The sequence below is a fragment of the Bradyrhizobium yuanmingense genome (genome assembly GCF_025200905.1).
In the GTDB taxonomy this organism is placed as follows: domain Bacteria; phylum Pseudomonadota; class Alphaproteobacteria; order Rhizobiales; family Xanthobacteraceae; genus Bradyrhizobium; species Bradyrhizobium yuanmingense.
Window position 1 is genome coordinate 7,142,804 of record NZ_CP104173.1, and the last position, 24,321, is coordinate 7,167,124.

The 24,321-nt window shown below is 64.6% G+C and carries 20 protein-coding genes; 5 read left to right on the top strand and 15 right to left on the bottom strand.

Annotated elements, in window-relative coordinates; translation table 11 throughout:
• The first annotated feature begins 290 nt into the window (after nt 1–290).
• A complete protein-coding gene (locus N2605_RS33155; RefSeq protein WP_260345055.1) occupies nt 291–1,265 on the top strand; it encodes an ABC transporter substrate-binding protein in 975 nt (324 codons plus the stop codon).
• Nucleotides 1,266–1,370: 105 nt separating this feature from the next.
• Here the strand turns inward: N2605_RS33155 and N2605_RS33160 are convergent, their stop codons facing one another.
• The 9 genes from N2605_RS33160 to N2605_RS33200 all read right to left on the bottom strand — a co-directional run bounded on the left by N2605_RS33160 (nt 1,371) and on the right by N2605_RS33200 (nt 12,159).
• Nucleotides 1,371–2,204: a hypothetical protein gene (locus tag N2605_RS33160; protein WP_260345056.1), complete on the bottom strand. Its 834-nt coding sequence runs from the start codon at nt 2,202–2,204 to the stop codon at nt 1,371–1,373.
• 204 nt (nt 2,205–2,408) lie between these two features.
• Nucleotides 2,409–4,385, bottom strand: coding sequence for an acetyl-CoA carboxylase biotin carboxylase subunit (locus tag N2605_RS33165; protein ID WP_260345057.1), 1,977 nt, complete (start codon nt 4,383–4,385; stop codon nt 2,409–2,411).
• On the bottom strand, nt 4,382–5,998 hold the full coding sequence (locus N2605_RS33170; RefSeq protein ID WP_260345058.1) for an acyl-CoA carboxylase subunit beta: 1,617 nt from the start codon (nt 5,996–5,998) through the stop codon (nt 4,382–4,384). Before N2605_RS33170 ends, N2605_RS33165 begins: the two co-directional genes overlap by 4 nt.
• Nucleotides 5,999–6,108: 110 nt before the next feature.
• Entirely contained in the window at nt 6,109–6,975 is an 867-nt protein-coding gene (locus N2605_RS33175) for a beta-keto acid cleavage family enzyme (protein ID WP_225141234.1), read from the bottom strand.
• Between the two features lie 209 nt (nt 6,976–7,184).
• The gene (locus N2605_RS33180; protein ID WP_036023887.1) at nt 7,185–7,985 is read right to left on the bottom strand and encodes a helix-turn-helix transcriptional regulator; all 801 of its coding nucleotides are present in this window, start codon (nt 7,983–7,985) and stop codon (nt 7,185–7,187) included.
• Nucleotides 7,986–8,169: 184 nt separating this feature from the next.
• Entirely contained in the window at nt 8,170–8,826 is a 657-nt protein-coding gene (locus N2605_RS33185; protein WP_225141236.1) for a glutathione S-transferase family protein, read from the bottom strand.
• Entirely contained in the window at nt 8,826–9,989 is a 1,164-nt protein-coding gene (locus tag N2605_RS33190) for an acyl-CoA dehydrogenase family protein (protein ID WP_225153578.1), read from the bottom strand. Before N2605_RS33190 ends, N2605_RS33185 begins: the two co-directional genes overlap by 1 nt.
• A 132-nt stretch (nt 9,990–10,121) precedes the next feature.
• On the bottom strand, nt 10,122–11,258 hold the full coding sequence (locus N2605_RS33195) for an acyl-CoA dehydrogenase family protein (RefSeq protein WP_260347532.1): 1,137 nt from the start codon (nt 11,256–11,258) through the stop codon (nt 10,122–10,124).
• 130 nt (nt 11,259–11,388) lie between these two features.
• A complete protein-coding gene (locus tag N2605_RS33200; protein ID WP_057025963.1) occupies nt 11,389–12,159 on the bottom strand; it encodes a helix-turn-helix domain-containing protein in 771 nt (256 codons plus the stop codon).
• A gap of 186 nt (nt 12,160–12,345) precedes the next feature.
• Between N2605_RS33200 and N2605_RS33205 the strand changes: the two genes are divergently transcribed.
• From N2605_RS33205 to N2605_RS33220, 4 genes are all read left to right on the top strand, one after another.
• Nucleotides 12,346–14,610, top strand: coding sequence for a marine proteobacterial sortase target protein (locus N2605_RS33205; protein ID WP_260345059.1), 2,265 nt, complete (start codon nt 12,346–12,348; stop codon nt 14,608–14,610).
• 180 nt (nt 14,611–14,790) lie between these two features.
• Nucleotides 14,791–15,360: a class GN sortase gene (locus N2605_RS33210; protein ID WP_225148593.1), complete on the top strand. Its 570-nt coding sequence runs from the start codon at nt 14,791–14,793 to the stop codon at nt 15,358–15,360.
• Between the two features lie 134 nt (nt 15,361–15,494).
• Nucleotides 15,495–17,711 (top strand): acetate--CoA ligase family protein, encoded by a 2,217-nt coding sequence (locus N2605_RS33215; RefSeq protein WP_260345060.1) that lies wholly within the window; start codon nt 15,495–15,497, stop codon nt 17,709–17,711.
• Nucleotides 17,712–17,870: 159 nt separating this feature from the next.
• Nucleotides 17,871–18,692 (top strand): MlaD family protein, encoded by an 822-nt coding sequence (locus N2605_RS33220; protein WP_036002108.1) that lies wholly within the window; start codon nt 17,871–17,873, stop codon nt 18,690–18,692.
• Between the two features lie 191 nt (nt 18,693–18,883).
• Here the strand turns inward: N2605_RS33220 and N2605_RS33225 are convergent, their stop codons facing one another.
• From N2605_RS33225 to urtC, 6 genes are all read right to left on the bottom strand, one after another.
• A complete protein-coding gene (locus tag N2605_RS33225) occupies nt 18,884–19,924 on the bottom strand; it encodes an aliphatic amidase (RefSeq protein WP_225144868.1) in 1,041 nt (346 codons plus the stop codon).
• Between the two features lie 34 nt (nt 19,925–19,958).
• Nucleotides 19,959–20,336, bottom strand: coding sequence for an FmdB family zinc ribbon protein (locus N2605_RS33230; protein WP_260345061.1), 378 nt, complete (start codon nt 20,334–20,336; stop codon nt 19,959–19,961).
• 111 nt (nt 20,337–20,447) lie between these two features.
• Nucleotides 20,448–21,677, bottom strand: coding sequence for a formamidase (gene fmdA / locus N2605_RS33235; RefSeq protein ID WP_157285379.1), 1,230 nt, complete (start codon nt 21,675–21,677; stop codon nt 20,448–20,450).
• 27 nt (nt 21,678–21,704) lie between these two features.
• Entirely contained in the window at nt 21,705–22,394 is a 690-nt protein-coding gene (gene urtE / locus N2605_RS33240) for an urea ABC transporter ATP-binding subunit UrtE (protein WP_260345062.1), read from the bottom strand.
• An 11-nt stretch (nt 22,395–22,405) separates the two neighbouring features.
• Complete coding sequence (gene urtD / locus N2605_RS33245) at nt 22,406–23,161, bottom strand: urea ABC transporter ATP-binding protein UrtD (RefSeq protein WP_057025953.1); 756 nt, start codon at nt 23,159–23,161, stop codon at nt 22,406–22,408.
• A gap of 10 nt (nt 23,162–23,171) precedes the next feature.
• Entirely contained in the window at nt 23,172–24,314 is a 1,143-nt protein-coding gene (gene urtC / locus N2605_RS33250) for an urea ABC transporter permease subunit UrtC (RefSeq protein ID WP_260345063.1), read from the bottom strand.
• Nucleotides 24,315–24,321 lie beyond the last annotated feature (7 nt).

The window sequence follows — 24,321 nt, forward strand, 5'->3', positions numbered from 1 at the left end:
CTGGCAAAAGGAACGTGTCCATCGAATTGTTTATCTAAGTGCTCCGAGCCGGGAGTTGGTACAACGCGCGCTCGATGCTTTTCTGCGAAAGCTCCGAGAGCATAGTTGGGTTGAAGGCGAGAACTTCATCACTCGCTCTGACCTAATTCAGCGAGGTTCTTGCTGTGACGTTATTTTTCGACTTATTCAACCCAAACGGCCCATCTCAATCCCGCATACCTCCGTCGATCACACGGTCCCATGGCAAAATGCTAATGTAGTCATCCCCAGGCGTGGTCCTTGGAGGGTACATGCAGCGGCGGGAGTTCATTGCACTGATCGGGGCCATCGGTGCCGTTTGGCCGCGCAGCTTGATTGCGCAGCCCGCCCATCAGCTCATGAAGAAGATGCCTCGCATCGGTTTCCTGGCGTCAGTTCCGCACCAACGAATCGAAGCCTTCGATCGCGGACTCCGCGAGATGGGATATGTGGAGGGCGCGAACATCATCATCGAGCGCCGGTTCTGGAAGAATGACCGGGAACAACTGGCGAGACTTGCCGCCGAGCTGGTGGCTCTCGAAGTCGAGGTGATTGTGGCGTCCAGCACGCCCGAGGCAATTGCCGCCAGGGCGGTCACCGGCACGATCCCCATCGTGACTGCCACCGCAGACGCGGTCGGTGTCGGCCTTGCGGCAAGTCTTGCGCGGCCGGGTGGAAACGTGACGGGACTGACCGGGGTCGCAAGCAGCGGCAAGAATTTCGGGCTTCTGTTGGAGTTACTGCCACGGGCGTCGCGGTTCGCGGTGCTCCTCGACCCCGACAACCAATATCATGCACGGCTGATGGCCGACTTCCAGAAAACCGCCGCGGACCGGCAGGTCGAGATACTTCCGGTGATCAAACGCTCGGTGGAGGACATAGGCCCTGCTTTCCAGACCATAGCTTCGAAGGATATTCAGGGCCTGCTCGTGCTTGTGGACCCCATCGGGTTCGCCAACCGGCGCAAGATCATCGAGCTCGCCGCGCAAAACCGCATTCCGGCGGTGTATCACTGGCGTGAAGAAGCGGTCGAAGGCGGCCTTCTCGCGTATGGCCCTGACATCATTGACCTCAATCGCCGCTCCGCCGGTTATGTTGCAAAACTGCTGCGGGGCGCGAAAGCGGCCGAACTCCCGATCCAGCAGCCGGAACGCTTCCGATTGGTGATCAATCTTAAGACTGCTCGCGCTCTCGGTCTGAATATTCCAACCGCGCTACTCGCGACGGCTGACGAGGTGATTGAATGATGCTGCGCTGCATGAGTCCGCATGTGGCCCTTCAGCTACATTGGAAGATTGCTGCTTCTCCGCTGGTGTTGGGGCTTAAGCGGACATCAGTCGACGGCCAGCCGCTTAATGCGTACACGGCCTAGATCCCAGTGCCCGGATCACCGGCCAGGCCGCGAGCGCGGCGGCGAGATGTTTGAGCGTATGGCCTGAGACCATGTGGCCGGTCGCTTCGAACACGGTCACATCGCCGAGCTCGAACAGCTTGGCCAGCACATAGAAGACGATCACGCCGCCGAGCGGCACGCCAAGTGCGCCGGGCCGCGGGCGTGTCAACGCAAGGCCCACGGCCAGCGCCATGCCGCCGAACTGCACCACCACCCAAGGCGTGAGATTCTCGCGGGCCACCCAGGCAGCGAGCAGGCCAGCAACCATCGCCAGCACCAGCACCGTTTCGCCTGCGCGCGCGCTGATGCGTTCGCTGGCCGCGATGCCCAGAAAGCCTGCGAACGCGACCGCCATGCCGAGACGATCGGCGATGAGCCGTTGCGGCACGTCGGGGTCGAGATGATAGAAGCCCGAGCCGAGGCAAGTGAGGATCAGCCCGACGAAGAACCAGCTTGCACCCACCGGCGCATCATTTCGGGCGCGCAGCCGCTCCGAGCCCCACACGCCCATCGCGAGGAAGGCGAGATTGCTCAGCACGTCGCCGGCGTTGGGCACGCCGAGGAAGGTGCGGCTATCGACGAAATGCGGGATGTGCCAGGCGGCGGCGGGCATCGTGGGCGCCAGAAGCGCGGTGAGCGTCAGGACGAGGAGCGCACCGATAAGATATTTCTCGCCGGTTTGAAGGGGGGCGTACGAGAGTCGGCGAACGACTGGCGGGACCAGTGCATTGGCCGGTTGAGCTTGGTCGCGCGCGCGCAGCATGCGGATCTCCAGGCATTGAACATCGTTCAATATTTGTCGCCTGAAAATGAACTTTGTTCAATAGAGATTGCGCACAAAACCTTGCGAGTGCATACCTCGTTGAAATCGTTACGTTTCAGGGGGGGGGCCGTAGGGTGGTCAAAGCGAAGCGTGCCCACGACCCCCTTTTGCAATCGACATTCGTGGGCACGGCGCTGCGCGCCTTTGCCCACCTACCAGACCGCGTTTGTGGCGCTACCCCGCCCCGATCTCCGCGACGATCCTGCCCGTCGTGACCTGCTCGCCCTCGGAGACGTCGATCGCGCTGACCACGCCGTCGATGCCGGCTTTGTGGACGTGCTCCATCTTCATCGCTTCCAGCGTCAGCACCGGCTGGCCGGCGGTGACGCGGTCGCCGGGCTTGACGAGGACGGCGACGACGCGGCCGTTCATAGCGGCGCGGACCTTGCCGTCACCGCCATTGCTTGCGGCTGCTTTTGGTGCCGCGAGGGTGAGATCGGTGAGGCCGAGCGGGATGCCGCGGTGCTGGACGTACAGCCGTTCGCCATCCCGCCGGAATTTTGCGCTGTCCATCACGCCGGCGAGGCGGAAGCGGACGGCGTCGGGATCGAGCTGGTCGATCTCGAACTTATGCTGGCGGCCTTCGACGGCGACGGTGTAGCTGCCGTCGCGCTCGCGCATGATGTCGAGCTCGTGCGCATCGCCGCCGATGTCGATTTTCGCCGGCAGCGGAAAGGTGGCGGCGAGGCTCCGTCCGCCCTGCCGCGATGGCGCGCGCGGATTGGTGACGTAGAGCAGCAGGCCTGCCAGCGCGATCTTGAATGCCGCGTCCGCACGCGGCGCAAGCAGCTCGTTGCGATGGGCGCCGATGAAAGCCGTCGTCGCCTCACCCTTGGCAAAGCCGGGATGACGCAGGCACGATAACAGGAACGCCTGATTGGTCGTCACGCCAAAGGCCGTAAGCTGCTCGAGGCCAACGATCAGCCGTCCCCTCGCCTCCTCGCGATTGGCGCCATGGCTGATCAGCTTGGCGATCATGGAATCGTAGAACGGCGGAATCTCCGAGCCCGGTTGCAACGCGTGCTCGACGCGGATGCCCTCAGGCACCTGCCAGCGCGCCATGCGGCCGGACTGCGGCATGAAATCCTGCGCGGCATCTTCCGAGCAGAGCCGCACCTCGATGGCGTGCCCGGAGAACTTGATGTCCTGCTGCTTGATCGGCAGCGGCTCGCCGCGCGCGATGCGCAATTGCAGCTCGACGAGATCGAGCCCGGTGATCGCCTCGGTGACGGGATGCTCGACCTGCAGCCGCGTGTTCATCTCCATGAAGTAGAACGCGCCACTGGCATCGAGCAGGAATTCCAGCGTGCCGGCGCCTTCATAGCGCAGCGCCTTGACCGCTGACACCGCGACCTCGCCCATTTTCGCGCGCAGCTCCGGCGTAACCGCCGGCGACGGCGCCTCCTCGATCAGCTTCTGGTGCCGCCGCTGCACCGAGCAATCGCGCTCGCCGAGATGGATGGCATTGCCGTGGCTGTCGCCGAACACCTGGATCTCGATGTGGCGCGGATTCTGGATCGCACGCTCGAGGATGACGGCAGCATCGCCGAACGCGGCTTTCGCTTCCGACCGCGCGCTGCGCAGGGCTTCGGGGAAGGACGCAGCGTCAGTGACGAGCCGCATGCCGCGGCCGCCGCCGCCGGCGACCGCCTTGATCATCACGGGGAAGCCGATCTTCCCGGCTTCGGCGAGCATGACCTCGTCGCCTTGCTCAGCGCCCTGGTAGCCGGGCATGATGGGCACGCCGGCCTTCTTCATGATCTCCTTGGCGCCGGCCTTGTTGCCCATCGCCTCGATCGCCTGCGGCGACGGGCCGATGAAGACGAGGCCGGCATCCTTGCAGGCGCGCGCAAACGCCTCGTTCTCGGCAAGAAAGCCATAGCCGGGATGAACGGCATCCGCGCCGCTGGCCTTGGCCGCTTCGATGATCGCGGGGATGTTGAGATAGGATTGCGCCGGCAAGGCTTCGCCGATGCGCACGGCCTGGTCGGCCTCGCGCACATGGAGCGCATCGCGATCCGCATCGGAATAGACCGCGACGACACCGAGGCCGAGTTTTCGCGCGCTGCGCATCACGCGCAGTGCGATCTCGCCGCGGTTTGCCACCAGGACCTTGAAGAACGGCCGGTGCTGCACTGATCCGTTCCTCATGGGCGGGCCACCGAAAACTGCATGCGCTGGGGCGTGCGCGCATCGCCCTCGCGGCAGATCGCGAGCACCTCCGATAGCACGGCGCGGGTGTCGCGCGGGTCGATCACGCCATCGTCGAGCACGCGGGCGCTGGTCGAGAACACGTCCATCTGGCCGTCGAACACGCCGATGATCTCAGCCTTCATGGCGTCCAGCCTGTCCTTCTCGATCGGCTTGCCGCGGCGCACCGCTGCGGCCTCGGTTACGATCGCCATGGTCTCGGCGGCCTGCTCGCCGCCCATCACCGCGGTCTTGGCGTTGGGCCAGGAGAAGCAGAAGCGCGGATGGAAGCCGCGGCCGCACATGCCGTAATTGCCGGCGCCGAACGAGGCGCCGCAATAGATGGTGATCTGCGGCACCGTCGCCGACGTCACCGCCTGGATCATCTTGGAGCCGTGCTTGATCATGCCGGCCTCCTCATAGGCCTTGCCGACCATGTAGCCGGTGGTGTTGTTGAGATAGAGGATCGGCGTGCGGGTCTGGCAGCAGGCCTGGATGAAATGCGTCGCCTTGTTGGCGCCGGCGGGATCGAGCGGGCCGTTGTTGGTGATGATGCCGATGGCCTGGCCCTCGATGCGGGCATGGCCGCAGACGGTGGCCGGGCCGTAACTCGGTGCCATCTCGGTGAAATCGGAATCGTCGACGATGCGCGCGATCACCTGTTTCATGTCGACCGGGCGCTTGTGGTCCATCGGCATGATGCCGAGCAGCTCGTCCTGGTCATAGCGCGGCGGCTTGAACTGCGCCGCCGCTTTGCCCGGCCGCTCCCATTGCAGCGCGGCCATGATCTCGCGCGCGATGCGCAATGCGTCACGATCGTCCTCGGCGAGGTAATCGCCGAGGCCGGAGATCTGCGTATGCATCTCGGCGCCGCCGAGCTCTTCCTCGGTCGCGATCTCGCCGGTCGCGGCTTTCAGCAGCGGGGGCCCGGCGAGGAAGGCGCGGGTGCGGCCGCGGACCATGACGATGTAGTCGGAGAGGCCGGTCTGATAGGCGCCGCCCGCGGTGGAGGAGCCGTGCGTGACGGTGACGACCGGCAGACCGGCAGCGGAGAGCCGCGCCAGGTTGCGAAAGATGTTGCCGCCGCGAACGAAATCCTCGACGCGGTAGCGCAGCAGATTGGCGCCGGCGCTTTCGACCAGTTGCACATAGGGCAGCTTGTTCTCCAGCGCGAGCTCCTGCACCCGCAGCGTCTTGTCGAGACCGTAAGGCTGCAGCGCACCGGCGTCGATGCCGGAATCGCTGGCGCTGACCATGCAGCGGATGCCCGAGACGAAGCCGATGCCGGCGATGACGCCGCCGCCCGGCACGCTCTTGCTCGCATCCGGCACGTCGAACATGTAGCCCGCCAGCGTCGAGAGCTCGATGAAGGGCGCGCCGGGATCGAGCACCAGCGCGACGCGCTCGCGCGGCAGCAGCTGGCCGCGCTTGTGGAAGCGGTCCTTGGCCGCGGCGGACGCGGCGCGCGTGCGCTCCTCGAGCGCGCGCATGCGGTCGATCAGGCCGAGCATGCCGTCGCGGTTGGCTTGGTAGGCGGCGCTGCCGGGGGAGATGGTGTTTTCGATGGTGGACATGACTTGATCCTGCTCGTCATTGCGAGGAGCGAAGCGACGAAGCAATCCAGACTGCATCCGCGGAAAGATTCTGGATTGCTTCGCTTCGCTCGCAATGACGGGGCGATACCTTACCTGTTCGTCCCAAAGATCTTCCGCGCCTCGGCGGGGCTCGCGATCTCGCGGCCGGCGCGCCTTGCGCAGGCGGCGACGGCTTCGATCAGCTGGCCGTTCGACGTCACTTTCTTGCCGTCGGCGAGATAGAAGGTGTCCTCGAGGCCGGTGCGCAGATGACCGCCGAGCTCGGCGCAGCGCTGGTGCAGCGGCCAGATCTCCTCGCGGCCGATGGCGGTGACCTGCCAATGCGCCTCGGGGCGCTTCAGCTTCAAGAGGATCGGCAGCAATTCAGGATCGGCCGGCATGCCGGAGGCGACGCCCATGACGAAATTGTACTCGAGCGGGCCGTTGTACATGCCGACCTGGTGGTACATGCCGACGCAGCGGACGATACCGACGTCGAAGCACTCGAACTCGGGGATGGTGCCGACCGCGTTCATGACGTCAAGATAGTCCTTCACCTTCTCGACCGAATTGTCGAACATCATCGGCGGCCAGGCCCAGCTGTTGTCGGCCTTCACCTTCAGGTAGTTCAGCGAGCCTGCGTTGCAGGCGGCAATCTCGGGCTTCGTCTCGCGGATGCAGTCGAGCGCGCCTGAGTAGTTCGGCCCCGACACGCCCGAGGTGTGGTTGATGATCACGCCCGGGCAGGCTTCGCGGATCGCCTGCTGGATCTCCTTGCTGACCGCGAGCTCCCAGGACGGCAGATGTCCCTTGCCCGGCGCCTGCTGGCGCAGATGGATGTGCATGATGGACGCGCCGGCCTCGAACGCAGCCCTGGCCTCGCGCGCCATCTGCTCGGGCGTCACGGGCACGTTGTGCTGCTTGGGGTCGGTGAGCACGCCGTTCAGCGCGCAGGTGATGACGGCCTTGTCGCTCATGCGTTCACTGTCTCGCACGTTGAGAATTCAACGCTTGCGATCATGTGACGCGCGACATGCGGCTTCTTGCGCGGAGAAGCTGGGAAAAACGACGAATTCGTAGGGTGGGTTAGCCGAAGGCGTAACCCACCACTGTCTGCCTCCGTGAAATTGACGAGGTGGGTTACGCCGAGCAGCTGCGCTTCGCGCATCTGATCGGCTAACCCACCCTACGAAGCCTCCGCCATCCGCACGGTCTCGGTGCTGCGGTAGATCGCAAGATCGCGCGAGCCGACGAAGATCGCCCGCGGCTTCAATCCGTAGAAGCGGCGGATCGAGTGGCTGAAATGCGTGGAATCGGGATAGCCGATGTCCTGCGCCAGATGGGCGAGGTTGAGGTCCTGGTTGGCGAAGTGCAGCAGATACCGCGCGCGCTTCCAGGCGCGGAAGGAGCGGAACGAGATGCCGGTCTCCTCCTTGAACAGGTGCAGGAAGCGCGAGGCCGAGAGGCCGGCTTCAGCGGCGCAGGTATCCGCCGTCACCGGCTCGCCGGAGAAGCGCTCGATGCGGGCCACCGCACGCATCACGCGCGGATCCAGCACGCGGCGCGGCAGCGCCTCGCCAAAGCACATCTCGTCGAACTCGGCCGTGGTGATGTCGCCATAGCGGCGCTGACGCAAAAGTGCGTAGGCGGCGAGGATCTTGCGGGCATAGGCGGCCTGATCGGGTCCGGTCAGGCGCGCGGCCAAGGCTTCAATCACGCCATCCGCCATGCTTTCCGGCTCCAGCGTCACGCTGATGACGGTGCGATAGTCGCTGGCGATGGAGTGCCGCTGGTTCGGCAGGGTGACGAACAGCTCGCCGGTGGCGAGAACGTCGTCGATGGTCAGGTGCAGATTGCCCTTCACCGCGACATAGACATGGCAGCAGCCGGGTGTCCGTTTGCGCGGACGGCCGAGCAGGCCCGCATAAAACACCCGCTCCGGCGTGATCAGCATCAGGTGGTCGGATTCGCGACCGTTATATTCCATTGGGTTCCTCCTCGCGCGGCTCTCTGGCCGCTGCGGACGGAGGTCACCTTAGCGGAAATTTGGGCGCTGTCACGGTAGGATAGCGCTGTCAAAAGACATGGCGCGTCGTAGACGCGCAATAACGCGAACCGGGAAACGCGAGGTTCCGGGATCGCGCTTCCGCGCCCCGGAATGACAGCCTCCCTTACGCCCTCACCCTCGGCGCAACATCCTGCTCTTGCCCGGCCTTTTGCTCCGCAGCAACCGCGCGCTTATAGCCGTCGCGCTGCTGCAGACGCGACCAATAGGCTGCGACGTTAGGGCCAAAATCCTTGGCAAGCCCGATATTGCTCGCGAGCCGAAGCGCGTAACCGATGACGATGTCGGCGGCGGTGAAGCGGCCCGCGCACAATGTTTCGGCATTCGCCGTCGCTGCCTCAACGGCGCGCAGTCTGCCCAGAAACCATTTCGCGTAATCGGTGGCGACCTGCGGGTTGCGGCGCTCCTCCGGCTCGAGCTGGGTGTATCTCAGCACCAGCGTCTGCGGGAAGGTTAACGTGGCATCGCTGAAATACATCCAGTTCAGGAACGCGCCGTAGGCGGGATCCTCAGGACCGACCATCAACGGCGTCGGGCCGTATGTGATGCCGAGGTAATGGCAGATGCCGGAGGATTCCGTCATCCTGGTCTCGCCGTCGATCATGAAGGGAATGGTGCCGAGCGGATTGAGCGCGAGATAGTCCTTGGCGAAGACGCGCGGCGGGAACGGCAGCATCTTCAATTCATAGGGCAGCCCCATCTCCTCCAGCATCCAGAGCGGACGGAACGAGCGTGCGGCGTCGCAATGATACAGCGTGATCATCAGGCGTTTCCTTTGCTGCCCGGCAGCGTCCCCATCATCTTGCACAGGACCATCAGCATGACCTCGTCGGCGCCGCCGCCGATCGAGGTCAGACGGCTGTCGCGATAGGCGCGGCTGACCGGTGTCTCGTTGGTAAAGCCCATTCCGCCCCAGTATTGCAAGCAGGCGTCGGTGAGCTCGCGGCCGAGCCGGCCGGCCTTCAGCTTGGCCATGGTCGCAAGCCGCGTCACATCCTCGCCGGCGACCAGCTGCTCGCCGGCGCGATAGATCAGCGCGCGCAGGAGCTCGACCTCGGTCTGCATCTCCGCGAGCTTGAAGTGCACGACCTGGTTGTCGAGGATGGACTTCCCGAAGGCTTTGCGGTTGCGGGTGTATTCGATGGTCTGGTCGATGATGTATTCGTGCGCCTTCAGACAGGCGGCCGCGCCCCACAAGCGCTCCTCCTGGAACTGGATCATCTGGTAGGTAAAACCCTGGCCCTCCTCGCCGATCCGGTTGCGCTTGGGCACGCGGACATTGTCGAAGAAGATCTGCGCGGTGTCGGACGAGCGCATCCCCATCTTGTCGAGTTTGCGCGCGACGGTGACGCCCTTGCTCTTCATAGGCACGCAGATCAGTGACTTGTTGCGGTGAACGGGGCCGTCGCCGGTGTTTGCGAGCAGGCAGATCCAGTCGGCCTGGGTGCCGTTGGTGATCCACATCTTGCCGCCATTGATGACGTAATCGTCGCCGTCGGAGCGCGCACTCGTCTTGATCGAGGCGACGTCCGAGCCTGCGCCCGGCTCGGAGACGCCGATGCAGGCGACGTAATCGCCCGAGATCGAGGGCGCCAGGAATTCGCGCCGCACCTCATCCGAGCCGAACCGCGCCAATGCCGGCGTCGCCATATCGGTCTGCACTCCGATCGCCATCGGCACGCCGCCGCAGGTGATGGCGCCCAGTTCCTCCGCCATCATCAGCGCGTAGGAATAGTCGAGGCCCGAGCCGCCGAATTCGACCGGCTTGTTCAGGCCGAGGAAGCCGAGGCTGCCCATCTTCTTGAACAGCTCGTGCGCCGGGAAGATGTCGGCCTTCTCCCACGCGTCGACGTGCGGATTGATCTCGTTGGCGATGAATCTTTGTAGCGAGCGGCGGATGTCGTCGTGGTCGGCGGTGAATAACATTCTCTCTCAGCCTCGTCATTCCGGGACGCGCCCCTTGGCGCGGGCCCGGAATCCATAACCTCCGCTTGTGGTTATGGATTCCGGGCTCGCTCCGCTTCGCTCGCGCCCCGGAATGACGCGAGGAGAGAGCGTTCAAAGCCCCATTTGCCGCGACGCCAGATCCTTCATGATCTCCTCGGTGCCGCCGCCGATGGCGTTGACCTTGACCTCGCGGTAGATGCGCTCGGCCTTGATGCCGCGCATGAAGCCGGCGCCGCCGAAGATCTGCACGGCCTCCGAGGCGCAGAACGCCATGGTCTGCGTCGCCTGGTTCTTCATCATGCAGATTTCGGCGACCGGGCTCTCGCCCTGCTCGAGCCGCCAGGCCAGCATCTCCAGCATGGCTTGCGATGCCGCCACCTTCTGCGCCATGTCGACGATCTTGTGGCGGATGACCTGGTGCTGCGCGAGCGGCTTGCCGAAGGTCGTGCGCTCTTTGGCATAGGCGATCGCCTCGTCGAGACAGACCCGCGCGAAGGCGGTGCAGCTCGCGGCCATGCCCATGCGCTCGCTGTTGAAGTTCTGCATGATGATCTTGAAGCCCTGGCCCTCCTCGCCGATCAGATTTTCGGCCGGCACACGGCATGCGTCGAAATGCAGCGTCGCGGTGTCGGAGGCCCACCAGCCCATCTTCTTCAGCTTGGTCCTGGACAGGCCGGGCGTGTCGCCTTCGATCAGGAGCAGGCTGACGCCGCCGGCGCCCTCGCCGCCGGTCCGCACCGCAACGGTCAGATAATCGGCACGCATCCCCGAGGTGATGAAGGTCTTCTCCCCGCTCACGACGTAGTCATCGCCGTCGCGACGCGCCCGGGTGCGCAGGTTCGCAACGTCCGAGCCGCCGCCCGGCTCGGTGATCGCCAGTGCGGAGATCTTCTCGCCTGCCAGCACCTGCGGCAGCACGCGCGCCTTCACCTCGGCGCGTGCGGCCCGCGCGATCGGGGGAGAGCCGATCGTATGGCTCATCAGGCTGGCGCTGACGCCGCCTGCGCCGGCGCGCGCAAGCTCCTGGCTCGCCACGATCTTCATGAATTGGTCGGCGGCGATGCCGCCATATTCTTCCGGGAATCCAAGTCCCAAGAGGCCAATTTCGGCCGCCTTGCGATAGAGCGTGCGCGGGAATTCGCCCGCTTCGTCCCATTGATGGGCAAAGGGCGCGATCTCCTTCTCGACGAAGCGCCGCATCACGTCGCGGAACGCGTCGTGCTCGGCGGTATAGAACGGGCTCTTCATCGCGAGACTTGCCTCGAACGGTTTCGTCTCAGCCACCATGGCTCTAACCTGGGCCGTTCACTTGCGCGGAGTGGCTGATCGGGCGCGAACGCTTCGAGCAAGCCAGCAACGCACCCCCAGCGGATTGCTGTCACAGCGTCAGAAACAACGCGAACGGCTCTTCCACCGTGCGGCGCAAGTGCTTTCGATACAAGGCGTGGTTGGGATCCTCGGGCGCAACCCGGCCCAAGGAGGGTTTTGGAATATTCCTGAGCGGCACATAGGCGATCGGCGCCGCGATCGGCGTGAGCTGCGAGCCGGGCCCGGCGCGCAGCGTCGAGATGATGCCGTACATCTCGCCTGATACCGTCGGCCGCGACACCGTGATCACGCGGTGCTGGCCGTGCTTGATGATGACGAGGTAGATGAAGCCGGACTGATGGGGAACGGCGACCTCGCCGGTATGCTCGTAGGCGGCATCGGTCCGATCGCCCTCGCGGAAGACCAGCGACGAGAGCTTCGGCTCCCAGGCGATCTCAGTGCGATAGGCGAAGATCGCATCCTTGTCGCCGAACGACGGCCGCAGGGTGATGTAGACGTCCTCGAGCCAGGTCACCGCGCGATGGGCATAGGAGCCGAGACTGTCGGGCGCGACGTCGTTTGCGGCGGGAGGCGCCGCCGCGACGACATTTTTGCGCAAGGAAACGCCGAGCGCCTGCTCCAGCCGGACTGTCGTCGCCAGCGTGAACGGCCGCCGGCCGCCGAGCACCTTCTCCAGCGTCGACAGGCTGAGCTTGGCTTGCTCGGCCAGCGCCTGCCGGGACATCCGGCGCCGGGCGAGCTCCTCGCGAATGGTCTCGGCGATCTCGCGGCTCTGCTCGTCCGAAAGCTGCTTGTCCGTGAGTTTGTCCTGCATCTGCACCGTCAGCCCCGCTCCAGGCCGGTCACTCTAGCAGGGCGGACAAACCAGCACAAAACCGCACATGACCGCCCCGGCTCAAGCGAGCCTGGGCCGGCCGCGGCGGAACATTGCCGATCATTCTGCTCGCGAAATCCCGCCCCGCCGGCGGATGCTGAGGACCAGCAAACATGCTTCGGAGCAAGCCAAATGAACGCCTACGACACGGCCGATAGCGACGACCACCCGCTGTTGAGCCGCCTCATCAAGGTCGGACTGTTCCTTCTGGCGCAGGGCATCGCCGTGATGCTGGTCGCCTTCCTGGCCCTGCTGGTGAGTTTCGGGGCGAGCTGGTCGGCAACGACCGAACAGGCCAGCCTGCTCCAGCCCGGCGAAGCACGGTCGGGCAGCCTGCTGCTGAAAGAGGAGGGCACTACCACGGAGGCGATCCGCCTCGGGACCGATATCGATATCACCGTGTCGGGCCCGACCTTGCGCGTCCGCGTCACGCAAGCATTCCGCAACCCGACCAAGGATTGGGTCGAGGCCACCTACGTCTATCCGCTCGCGGCCGGCGGCGCCGTCGACACACTGAAGATGGTGGTCGGCGACCGCGTCATCATCGGCGACATCAAGGAACGGCAGCAGGCGCGCGTGATCTACGAGGAGGCGCGCCGCGCCGGCCAGAAGGCCGCGCTCACCGAGCAGGAGCGGCCGAACATCTTCACCAACTCGGTCGCCAATATCGGTCCCGGCGAAACCGTGCTGGTGCAGATCGAGTACCAGGAGCCGGTGCATCAAGTCGGCAACGAATATTCGTTGCGCCTGCCGCTCGTGGTCGGGCCGCGCTACAATCCCGCACCGATCATCCAGAGCGTCGATTTCCGCAAGGACGGCTCGGGCTGGGGCGCGACGTCGTCGGACCCGGTGCCGGATCGCGAGCGCATCTCGCCCCCTGTGCTGGATCCCGCCAAACATGCGCCGCTCAATCCGACCAGCATCATTGTGCGCCTGCAGGCCGGCTTTGCGCTCGGCGAGGTCAAGAGCCACCATCACAACGTCAAGACGGAAAGCCCGGACAACATGACGCGCGTGGTGACGCTCGCCGACGGTACTATTCCCGCCGACCGCGACTTCGAGCTGACCTGGAAGCCGGCGGCCGAGAAAGCTCCGTCGGTCGGCTTGTTTCGCGAGCACATCGGCGATGCCGATTACCTGCTCGCCTTCGTCACCCCACCGAGCGCCGAGCAGGCGGCGCAGAAGCCGCTGCCGCGCGAGGTCGTGTTCGTGATCGACAATTCCGGCTCGATGGGCGGCACGTCCATCGTGCAGGCCAAGGCAAGCCTGCTCTACGCTCTCGGCCGCCTGCAGCCGAATGACCGCTTCAACGTGATCCGCTTCGATGACACCATGGACATGCTGTTTTCGGCCTCCGTGCCGGCCGATGCTGCGCATGTCGGCGAGGCGACCTCCTTCGTCGGCGCCTTGCAGGCGCGCGGCGGCACCGAGATGGTGCCGGCGATGCGCGCGGCACTGGCCGACAGGCTCGGCGACACCGGCATGGTCCGCCAGGTCGTGTTCCTGACCGACGGCGCGATCGGCAACGAGCAGCAATTGTTCGATGCGATCACGACGATGCGCGGCCGCTCGCGCGTCTTCATGGTCGGCATCGGGTCCGCGCCCAACACCTATCTGATGACCCGTGCCGCCGAGCTCGGCCGCGGCGCCTTCACCCATATCGGCTCCACCGAGCAGGTGGAGGAGCGCATGCGCGGCCTGTTCGCCAAGCTGGAGAATCCGGCCGTGACCGGCCTCACCGCAAGGTTTTCCGAGGCCAATGCCGACGTCACCCCGGCGATCATCCCCGACGTCTATCGCGACGAGCCCCTGGTGCTGGCGGCGAGACTCGACAAGCTCGCAGGCTCGCTCGAGATCAAGGGCCGCGTCGGCGACCGTCCGTGGTCGGTGACGCTGCCGCTGCAAAACGCAGCCGAAGGCAAGGGCCTGTCAAAGCTCTGGGCCAGGCGGAAGATCGCCGATGCGGAAGTCGCGCGCACCCTGCGCGAGATGACGCCGGAGGAAGCTGACAAGGCGATCCTGGCGCTGGCGCTCGACCATCAGATCGTCACGCGGCTGACCAGCCTCGTCGCGGTCGACAAGACGCCGAGCCGGCCCGAGGGCGCGCCACTCAAGCTCAGCGAGCTGCCCATCAACCTACCCGCGGGCTGGGAGTTCGAGAAGGTGTTCGGCGAGCGGCCGCATCTGACGCCGACGCAGCTGCACGAGCGCCATGCCGATGCGCGCAACCAGCCGGCGACGCGACGGCCAGCGCCTGCTGCGCCCGATCCGATCCGCCTGCCCAAGACCGCGACCTCGGCCGAGCTGAAGATGATCGCAGGCTTCATCCTGATCGTGCTCGCCCTGATCCTGTTCGTGTTCAACCGGCGTCGGACCTTGCTCACCGACGCCGCTTGAGAGAGGAGCTCCCCCGAACTCCTCTGTTAGCGCGCGCGGCTGCCCGTCCCCTCCAAACGGCCGCGCGCGCCTTTTTTCACTGTCATTGCGAGGAGCGAAGCGACGAAGCAATCCAGACTGCCGCCGCGGAGACAGTCTGGATTGCTTCGCTTCGCTCGCAATGACGAGAGACGAAACACAATGCCCCGCTTCATCTCTCCGCCGGTCCTCGCGCTTGTCGGCCTCTTCCTGTTCGGCGACGGCGCCTATATCCATGCCAAGGCGTGGCTGGCGCAGGTGCTGCTGGAGCGCGCCTTCGACCGGAGCATTGCCACGGGACAGGCGGTAAAGCCCTGGTCCTGGGCCGACACCTGGCCGGTCGCGCGGATCGAGGTGAAGCGGATCGGTGCCAGCGCCATCGTGCTGGAAGGCACGAGCGGACAAGCGCTCGCTTTCGGGCCCGGTCATATCCAGCACACGGCTGATGCGGGCGAACGCGGGATCGCCGTCTATGCCGCCCATCGCGACACTCATTTCCGCTTCCTGAAGGATGTTGCCATTGGCGACGTCATCGATGTCACGCGCAGTGACGGTCGACACTTTCGCTATCGCGCGGATTCCTCGGCCGTGGTTCGCTTCGATGCATCCGGCATCGATCCCATGGCACAGGGTTTCGAGCTTGTTCTCGCGACCTGCTGGCCATTCGATGCCGTCACATCCGGCCCCGAGCGCTACATCGTGCATGCGACATTGATTGGCGCCGACGGATAGAGCGCCGATCGGACTGACACGCACCGGTGCGCGCTTCATTCCACCACACGGCATACCAGCCACACAGTTGCCAAAGGACTCGCCATAGAACAGAGTGACGCGACACCAATAAGAACAACAGGTGAGGTCACGCCATGGAAGCCCGTGTGTCTGCTGCGCCCGCATCACGTCCATGGTCTCCGCCGCCCGATGCCAGCGACATCGTCAAGGGCATCCACGCAATGCTGCACCCGCACAACATCGTGCTGGTGGGCGCGACCGACAAGCCCGGCAATTATGCCGAGCGCATCTGGAACAATCTGATCAAGTATGGTTTCGAAGGCGGGCTCTATCCGGTCAACGCCAAGCGCGATACCGTCTGGGGCGTTCCCTGCTACAAGGATTTTGCGAGTCTTCCGGAGAAGCCCGATCACGTCCTGGTGCTGGTGCCTGCGCGCTTTGCCGTGCAGGTGATCCGCGATGCCGCCGCAGCCGGCGCGCGGTCGGCCACCATCGTCACCTCCGGCTTCAGCGAGCTGCAGGATGACGAAAGCCAAAAGCTCGCTGCCGAATTGCAGGCTGCGGTGCGCGAGACGGGGCTCGCGGTCACGGGCCCGAACTGCCTCGGCAATTTGAGCGCCGGCGAGAAGCTCTTCACCAATATCGACGATCGCATCGTCACCATGGAACAGGGCGCGGTGGCGATCGCCGGCCAATCCGGCGCGATCGTCATGGCGATCCGCCAGACGCTGGAAGACCGGGGTGTCGGCGTCGGCTACATGGTGACCACGGGCAACGAGGCCGGGCTCGAGACGCCGGATCTGATGCGCTACTTCGCCGAGGATCCGAGCATCAAGGTGATCGTCGTCTACCTCGAAGGCGTGCGCAACACCAAGGCGTTCCGCGATGCCTGCAAGGCGGCGCGCGCGGCGAGCAAGCCCGTGATCGCGCTCAAGCTCGGCGCCTCCGAAGGCGGCCGCGCCGCGGCGATGGCGCATACCGGCGCACTCGCCGGCTCGATCGAGACGTTCGACGCGATCGCGACGCGCGAAGGGGTGATCCGGGTCGGCGGCCTCGACGAGCTGATCGAGACCACCGAGTGCTTCGTCCACGCTGGCTTGCCCAAAGGCGACCGGCTCGCCGCGGTGACGCTGTCCGGCGGCAAGCGCGGCATGCTAATCGACGCCTTCTACGCCGCGGGCCTCAATTTCGCGCCGCTGAGCCCGCATGTCAGCGCGGAGCTGGCGAAGATGCTCGGCCCCGGCTCGATCGTCGGCAATCCGCTCGATGCCGGCTTCGCCGCGGTGGTCGATCCCTCCGTCTACATGAAGTCGATCAAGCTGATGATCGACGATCCCGATATCGACATCGTCATCGTCGATGCCGAGCTGCCGAAGGCGCCGCATGAGCTGCGCGAGCGCAATTTGCGCATCGTCAACGAGATGGCGAGCCAGGCGGGCAAGCCGGTGATCTACATCAGCGCGATGTCGATCGGCTTCACCGAATACACCAAGGACTTGCGGAAGTCGCTGCCGCATCTCGCGGTGATGCAGGGCATGGACCGCGCGGTGACCGCGATCAAGTCGCTGCTCGCCTATGCGAAGCTGCGCAAGGAGGTGCCCGATATCGTCTCGAGCTCGAAACCCGCCGCCCGCGCCGTGCTGGAGAAGACGTTGACATCCGCGACCGGTGCTGCGCTCGACGAGGTCGCCTCGAAGAAGCTGCTCAAGGCCTACGGCATCCCGATCTCGAAGGAGGCGATCGCACAGACCGCGGCGGACGCCATCAAGATTGCCAAGCAGATCGGTTTTCCGGTCGTGGCAAAACTCGTCAGTGCGGAGATCCTGCACAAGTCCGACATCGGCGGCGTGGTGCTGAACCTCAACAGCGCAGCCGAGGTGAAGAAGGCGTTCGCCGACATCACCGCGCGCGTGGCGAAGCTCAAGGGCAAGCCGAAGCTCGACGGCATCCTGATCGCACAGCAAGTCAAGGCCGAGCTCGAGCTCGTCGTCGGCGCCTCGCTCGATGCAGAGATGGGGCCGGTCGTGCTGTTCGGCACCGGCGGCATCGATATCGAGCTGATGAAGGACGTCGCGCTCGCCGGCGCGCCGCTGGATGAGAGCGAGGCACGGCTCCTGATCGGCCGCACCAAGGCCGGCGTCAAGATGCGCGGCTATCGCGGCAGGCCGGTCTTGCACGAGGCCTCGGCGGTGAAGGCGCTGGTCGGGCTGTCCAACCTGATCGCGGATGCGGGCGATCGCATCGCCTCGATCGACATCAACCCGTTCCTGATCAACACCAGGACGGGCGTGGCCGTCGATGCCCTGATCGTGCTGAACAATGCTGCGGCAAAGCGGGCGGCCGGGCATTAACGTCGCGCCGTGCCGTAGGGTGGATTAGCGCCAGCGTAATCCACCAATTCATCCCCAGGCGTACGAGAGATGGTGGCGGGTTACGCTTCGCTAACCCGCCCTACGTAACATCGCGGGCTCCTTCCAACTTCCCCGCTTTGGCCGTAAAATCGCCCCTGCATGGCACGCGCGAGCAATCTTGTGATCGGAACGGCAACGCTGGCGGCGATCGCCGTGGCGTTCGGCGGCCTGCTCGGCGCGCAGAAATGGCGCACCATCCAGAGCCGCAGCCAGTTGCGCGTGGTGTTCGAGGGCGGCTCCGCCAGCGGGCTGCGCCGCGGCGGGCCGGTCAATTTCGACGGCGTGCCCGCCGGCCAGATCCTGTCGATCAAGCTGGATAGTCCGCGCAGGATCGTGGCACTCGTCATGCTCGACAACACCGCGCCGATCCGCAAGGACACCGTGGCCGGAATCGAGTTCCAGGGCCTCACCGGCATTGCCGCGATCTCACTCATCGGCGGCGCCCCCTCTGCACCGCCGGTGCCGCTGGACGCGGACGGCATCCCGGTGCTGACGGCCGATCTCAGCGACGCCGAAACCATCGTCGAAACCCTGCACAGCGTCGACCGCACCATCGTGAACAACGCCCCCGCAATCAAGGAGGGCCTGCACACGTTCGAGACCTATACCGCCGACCTCAGGAGCAAGGGCGCCGAGATCGATTCGGTCATGGCCAAGGTCGACAGCGCCTTTGCGGGCTTCGACAAGGCGGTCGCCAAGATCGAGGGCGCGGTGCCGGGCTTCGTCGACGGCAAGGCCGACGAGCTGTTCGAGAAGATCCAGGGACTGCACGAGCTTGCCGGCACCATGAAGAAGAAATCGGCGGCCTACCTCGACGACATTCGCCGCTCGCTGCTCGACGTCAGCGAGGCCGCCAACAAGATGAGCGGCACGCCGGCGCCGCCGCGGCCCCCGCGCAGGCCCACCGAGCAGAAGCGGTAACGCCTCTTTCTTACCCTCCACTGGAGGGGGAGGGTCGGCTCACATGGAGCGTAGCGAAATGTGAGACGGGGTGGGGTGACGGTCTCTCCCCATCCAACAGCGCCCGAGAGGAGGGATCACCCCACCCCGCTCGCGCTACGCGCGATCAACCCTCCCCCTCCAGGGGAGGGTAAGGCGGAATCGGCGACGGCTCAGTAATTGCCGGCCGCCGCGCCGTTCGGGATGCCGTCGATCGGGCATTCCTCGGTGCCCGGCGTCGCGCGGGTCATTGCCTCGACCATGTCGCGCGTGCCTTCGGGATCCCTGATCCAGTTCTTGTAGAAATCATACGGGCACGCGGCGACGCCGCGCGGGCTGTCGCCGGAATTGATCATGCCGGTGTAGCCGCGGTGAACGAGCTTGTAGAGATGGTTCTGCGACTGGCCGTTGCGGCGCGCGTCGCGGATCAGATGCTTCGACAGCTGGGCGTACTGGATGCCGTAATCCTCCTCGCCGCATTCGCCGAGCGTGCGGCCGTCGAAGCCGATGATCGCGGAGTGGCCGAAATAAGAATAGACGCCGTCGAAGCCGGCGGCATTGGCGACCGCGACATAGACGTTGTTGGCCCAGGCCATGGCCTTGGAGATCATGACCTGCTGCTCCTTGGCCGGATACATGTAGCCCTGGCAGCGCACGATCAGCTCCGCGCCCTTCATGGCGCAGTCGCGCCAGATCTCCGGATAATTGCCGTCATCGCAGATGATCAGGCTGACCTTCAGACCCTTGGGGCCCTCGGAGACATAGGTGCAATTGCCGGGGTACCAGCCTTCGATCGGCACCCAGGGCATGATCTTGCGATACTTCTGCACGATCTCGCCCTTGTCGTTCATCAGGATCAGGGTGTTGTAGGGCGCCTTGTGCGGATGCTCCTCGTGACGCTCGCCGGTGAGCGAGAAAACGCCCCACACTTTGGCCTTGCGGCAGGCCTCGGCGAAGATCGCGGTCTCCTCGCCCGGCACCATTGACGCCGTCTCGTACATCTCCTTGGCATCGTACATGATGCCTTGTGTGGAATACTCCGGGAAGATCACGAGATCCATGCCGGGCAGCCCGACCTTCATGCCGACGATCATGTCGGCGATCTTGCGGGCGTTGTCGAGCACCTCGGCCTTGGTGTGCAGGCGGGGCATCTTGTAATTGACCACCGCGACGCCGACCGTGTCGTTGCTGCTGGAGATGTCACCGTGAAGCATGTGGAGCGCTCCTGTTGTCTGATGCTGGCGTGGGTTAGTGGCTGATCATCCAGGGACGTGCGGTCGGAAAGCCCTTGGCGCCGCTTTTGGTCTTGGTCATCAGCCGCGCCGGCTTTGTCCTGTCCGCCGCGCTCTTGTCCTTCACGGTCTTGCCCGAGGAGCAGCAGCCGCAGCCCGGGCCGTGCGAGGCTTTATATTGCGCCAGCGTCTGCGGCGCGTGCGTGCTGCGTTCGTTGACGACGTGCGCCTTGCGCTTCTCCGCCGGCATGCAGAAGAAGTTCGGCGCCGTCAGGATGACGCGGGGCGCCATCGTCTCGCAGTGGGGGCAGCTCTGCGGATCGTCGCATTCCGCCATCGGGCGCAGGTCCTTGAAGGGACCGCAGTCGTCACAGAGATATTCGTAGACCGGCATCGCATCACCTACGCTCTTACCTGTTCACACAACTCGCTGCCACCGTGCGTGTGGAGACAGCCCCTCACCCCGAACCCTCTCCCCGTGAGAACGGGGAGAGGGAGCGCGGCGTCACTTGTCCGGCGAGATCGGCATCTGAATGTCGCCGGTGATGTGCTTGATGGGTCCGGCCGCCGACGGCATCACGTCGAAGTCGAAGATCTCGGTCGGCAGCCATAGCGTGGCGCAGGCGTTGGGCACGTCGACCACGCCGGAGATGTGGCCCTGGCACGGCGCGGTGCCGAGGATCGAATAGGCCTGGGCGCCGGAATAGCCGAACTTCTTGAGATATTCGATGGCGTTGAGGCAGGCCTGACGATAGGCGATGTGGACGTCGAGATAGTGCTGCTTGCCGGCCTCGTCCACCGAGATGCCCTCGAAGATCAGATAGTCCTTGTAGTTCGGCGTGATCGGCGACGGCTTGAAGATCGGATTCTTGATGCCGTATTTCGACATGCCATCCTTGATCACCTCGACCTTCAGGTGCAGCCAGCCCGCCATCTCGATCGCACCGCAGAAGGTGATCTCGCCGTCGCCCTGGCTGAAGTGCAAATCGCCCATCGAAAGGCCCGCGCCGGGCACGTAGACCGGGAAGTAGATCTTCGAGCCGCGCGAGAGATCCTTGATGTCGCAATTGCCGCCATGCTCGCGCGGCGGCACGGTGCGCGCACCCTCGGCACCGATCTTGGCTTTCACATCGCCCTTGGCGCGGCCGCCATGGGCGGTCGGCGCGAACGGCGGATTGGCCAGACCAGGCACGCGGGTCGGGTTGGTCGAGATCAGCTCGGCCTCGCGCTTGTTCCAGGTCTCCAGCATCTTCGGATCGGGCAGACAGCCGATCAGGCCGGGATGGATCAGACCGGCAAAGTTGACGCCGGGCACGTGACGCGACGAGGTGTAGAGACCCTTGATGTCCCAGATCGACTTCTGCGCCAGCGGGAAATGGTCGGTGAGGAAGCCGCCGCCGTTCTGCTTGGAGAAGAAGCCGTTGAAGCCCCACAGGCTCTCCTTGAGCGGACCGACGTCCAGCAGGTCGACCACGAGAAGGTCGCCGGGCTCGGCGCCCTTGACGCCGATTGGGCCGGAGAGGAAGTGCACGATCGACAGGTCGATGTCGCGCACGTCATCAGCTGAATCGTTGTTCTTGATGAAGCCGCCGGTCCAGTCATAAGTCTCGATGATGAAATCGTCGCCGGGATTGACCCAAGCCACGATCGGGATGTCGGGGTGCCAGCGGTTGTGCACCATGTCATTTTCATAGGCCGACTTGGTGAGATCGACCTTGATCAGTGTCTCTGGCATCGAGATGCTCCCCTTTTACACGGTTGGTTAGACGGACAGATATTTCGAGACCTGCGCGGCATCGACGGCATCGCGCGGATCGTCGCGCACGATCTCGCCGTTCTCGATCACCAGCACGCGGTCGGCGATGTCGAGCGCGAAGCTCAGCACCTGCTCGGAAACGACGATCGAGAGCCCCTTCTCGTCGCGGATGCGCTTTAGGGTGCGCGCCATCTCCTTGATGATGGAGGGCTGGATGCCTTCGGTCGGCTCGTCCAGCAGCAGCACCTTCGGCTTGGTGGCGAGCGCGCGCGCGATCGCCAATTGTTGTTGTTGCCCGCCGGAGAGATTACCGCCGCGGCGGCCCTTCATCTCGAGCAGCACCGGGAACAGTTCGTAGATGTCGTCAGGCACATCGGAGCCGCCGGAGACGACGAGCCCGGTCTCGATGTTCTCCTTCACCGTCATGGTGGAGAAGATCATGCGGCCCTGCGGCACATAGGCGAGGCCCTTGGCGACGCGCTCAAAGCTCTTGAGATTGCCGAGCTCGGCGCCGTCCATGTTCACCGAGCCGCTTTTGGCCGGCAGGATGCCCATCAGCGACTTCATCAGCGTGGTCTTGCCCATGCCGTTGCGGCCCATGATCGCGACGATCTCGTTCGCCGCGACCTTGACGTTGAGCCCGTGCAGCACCTCGCTCTGGCCGTAGGCGACGTGGAGATCGGAAATAGCCAGCATCAGCGCGCTCCTTAGTGGCCGAGATACACTTCGATGACCTTGGGATCGTTCTTCACCTTCTCCATGGTCCCTTCCGAAAGGATCTGGCCCTGGTGCAGCACGGTGACCTTGTGCGCGATGTCCTCGACGAACTTCATGTCGTGTTCGATCACCAGCACCGAGCGGTTCTTGATGATGCGGTTGAGCAATTCGGCGGTCTTGGCGCGCTCGGACACGCTCATGCCGGCGACGGGCTCGTCGAGCATCAAGAGGTCGGGATCCTGGATCAGCAGCATGCCGATCTCGAGCCACTGCTTCTGGCCGTGGCTGAGCTCGTCGGCATAGGTATTGAGCTTGTCCTTGAGGAAGATCATCTCCGCGACCTCCTCGACCCGCTCCTTCACCAGCTGGTCGCGCTGGAAGGTCAGAGAGCCGAACACGGTGCGGCCGCGCGGAAACGAGATCTCGAGGTTCTCGAATACGGTGAGATCCTCGAACACCGACGGCGTCTGGAACTTGCGCCCGACGCCGGTCTGCACGATCTCGTTCTCCTTCATCTTCGTGAGCTCCTTGCCACGAAACTGGATCGAACCCGAGGTCGCCTTGGTCTTGCCGCAGATCAAATCGAGCACCGTGGTCTTGCCGGCGCCGTTGGGACCGATGATGACGCGGATCTCGTTCTCCTCGACATAGAACGAGAGATCGTTGACCGCCTTGAACCCGTCGAACGAGACGGTGAGGCCGGAGACCGCGAGCAGGAAGTCCTTGGGCTGATGACCGATGAGCATGATCGCCTCCTCACTCTGCCGGCGCGCCGTCGGCGACGGAATTGTCGGTCCAGTTCTCCTTCGCCTTGCGCGAGGCGAACAGCCGGTCGATGCGCGGCTGCACGTAGTCGGCCCAGAGCCCGGACAGGCCGTTGGGGAAAGCGAGCACGACCGCGATGAACAGCGCGCCGAGGCCGAACAACCAGAGTTGCGGGAAGGATTCCGACAGGCTGGTCTTGGCGAAATTCACCAGGATCGCGCCCCAGACCGCGCCGAAGATCGACATCCGTCCGCCGACCGCGGTGTAGATCACCATCTCGATCGACGGCACGATGCCGACGAAGGACGGCGACATGAAGCCGACGTTGAGCGCGAACATGGCGCCACCGATCGCGGCGAAGATCGCGGCCATGCAGAAGGCAAAGATCTTGAAATTGGCGACGCTGTAGCCGGAGAAGCGGACGCGATCCTCCTGCTCGCGCATCGCCACCAGGATGCGGCCGAGCTTGGTCAGGCGGATGAACTGCGCGATGCCGATGCAGGCGAACAGCAATACCACCTCGACGAAGTACAGGACGATCTTGGCGTGATCGGGCCGGATATCCCAACCCTTCAGCGTGCGCAGGTCCGTCATGCCGTTGATGCCGCCTGTATAGCCCTGCTGTCCCACGATCAGGATGGTGAGGATGGCGGCGACGGCCTGGGTGATGATCGCGAAATAGGTACCGCCGACGCGGCGCTTGAACATCGCGGTGCCGATGATCAGAGCGAACAGGCCGGGCACCAGGATGATGGCGAGGATGGTGAAGGTGAGGCTGTGGAACGGCTGCCAGAAGAACGGCAGCGCCGTGATCTGATTCCAGTCCATGAAATCGGGGATGCCGGGCGTCGACTGGATCTTGGTGTTCTCGACGCTGGAGGCCTCGAGCTTGAGGAACATCGCCATGCAATAGCCGCCGAGGCCGAAGAACACGCCCTGCCCCAGGCTCAAGATGCCGCCGTAGCCCCAGCACAGCACGAGGCCGATCGCGACGAAGGCGTAGGTCAGATATTTCGCGACCAGATTGAGGCGGAACACATCCAGCGTCAGCGGCAGGATCACGAACAGCACGGCGGCGAGCGCAATGAAGCCCATCAGTTCGGATCGGTTGAAGAAGCGTGAGTTGATGATCATGACTTGC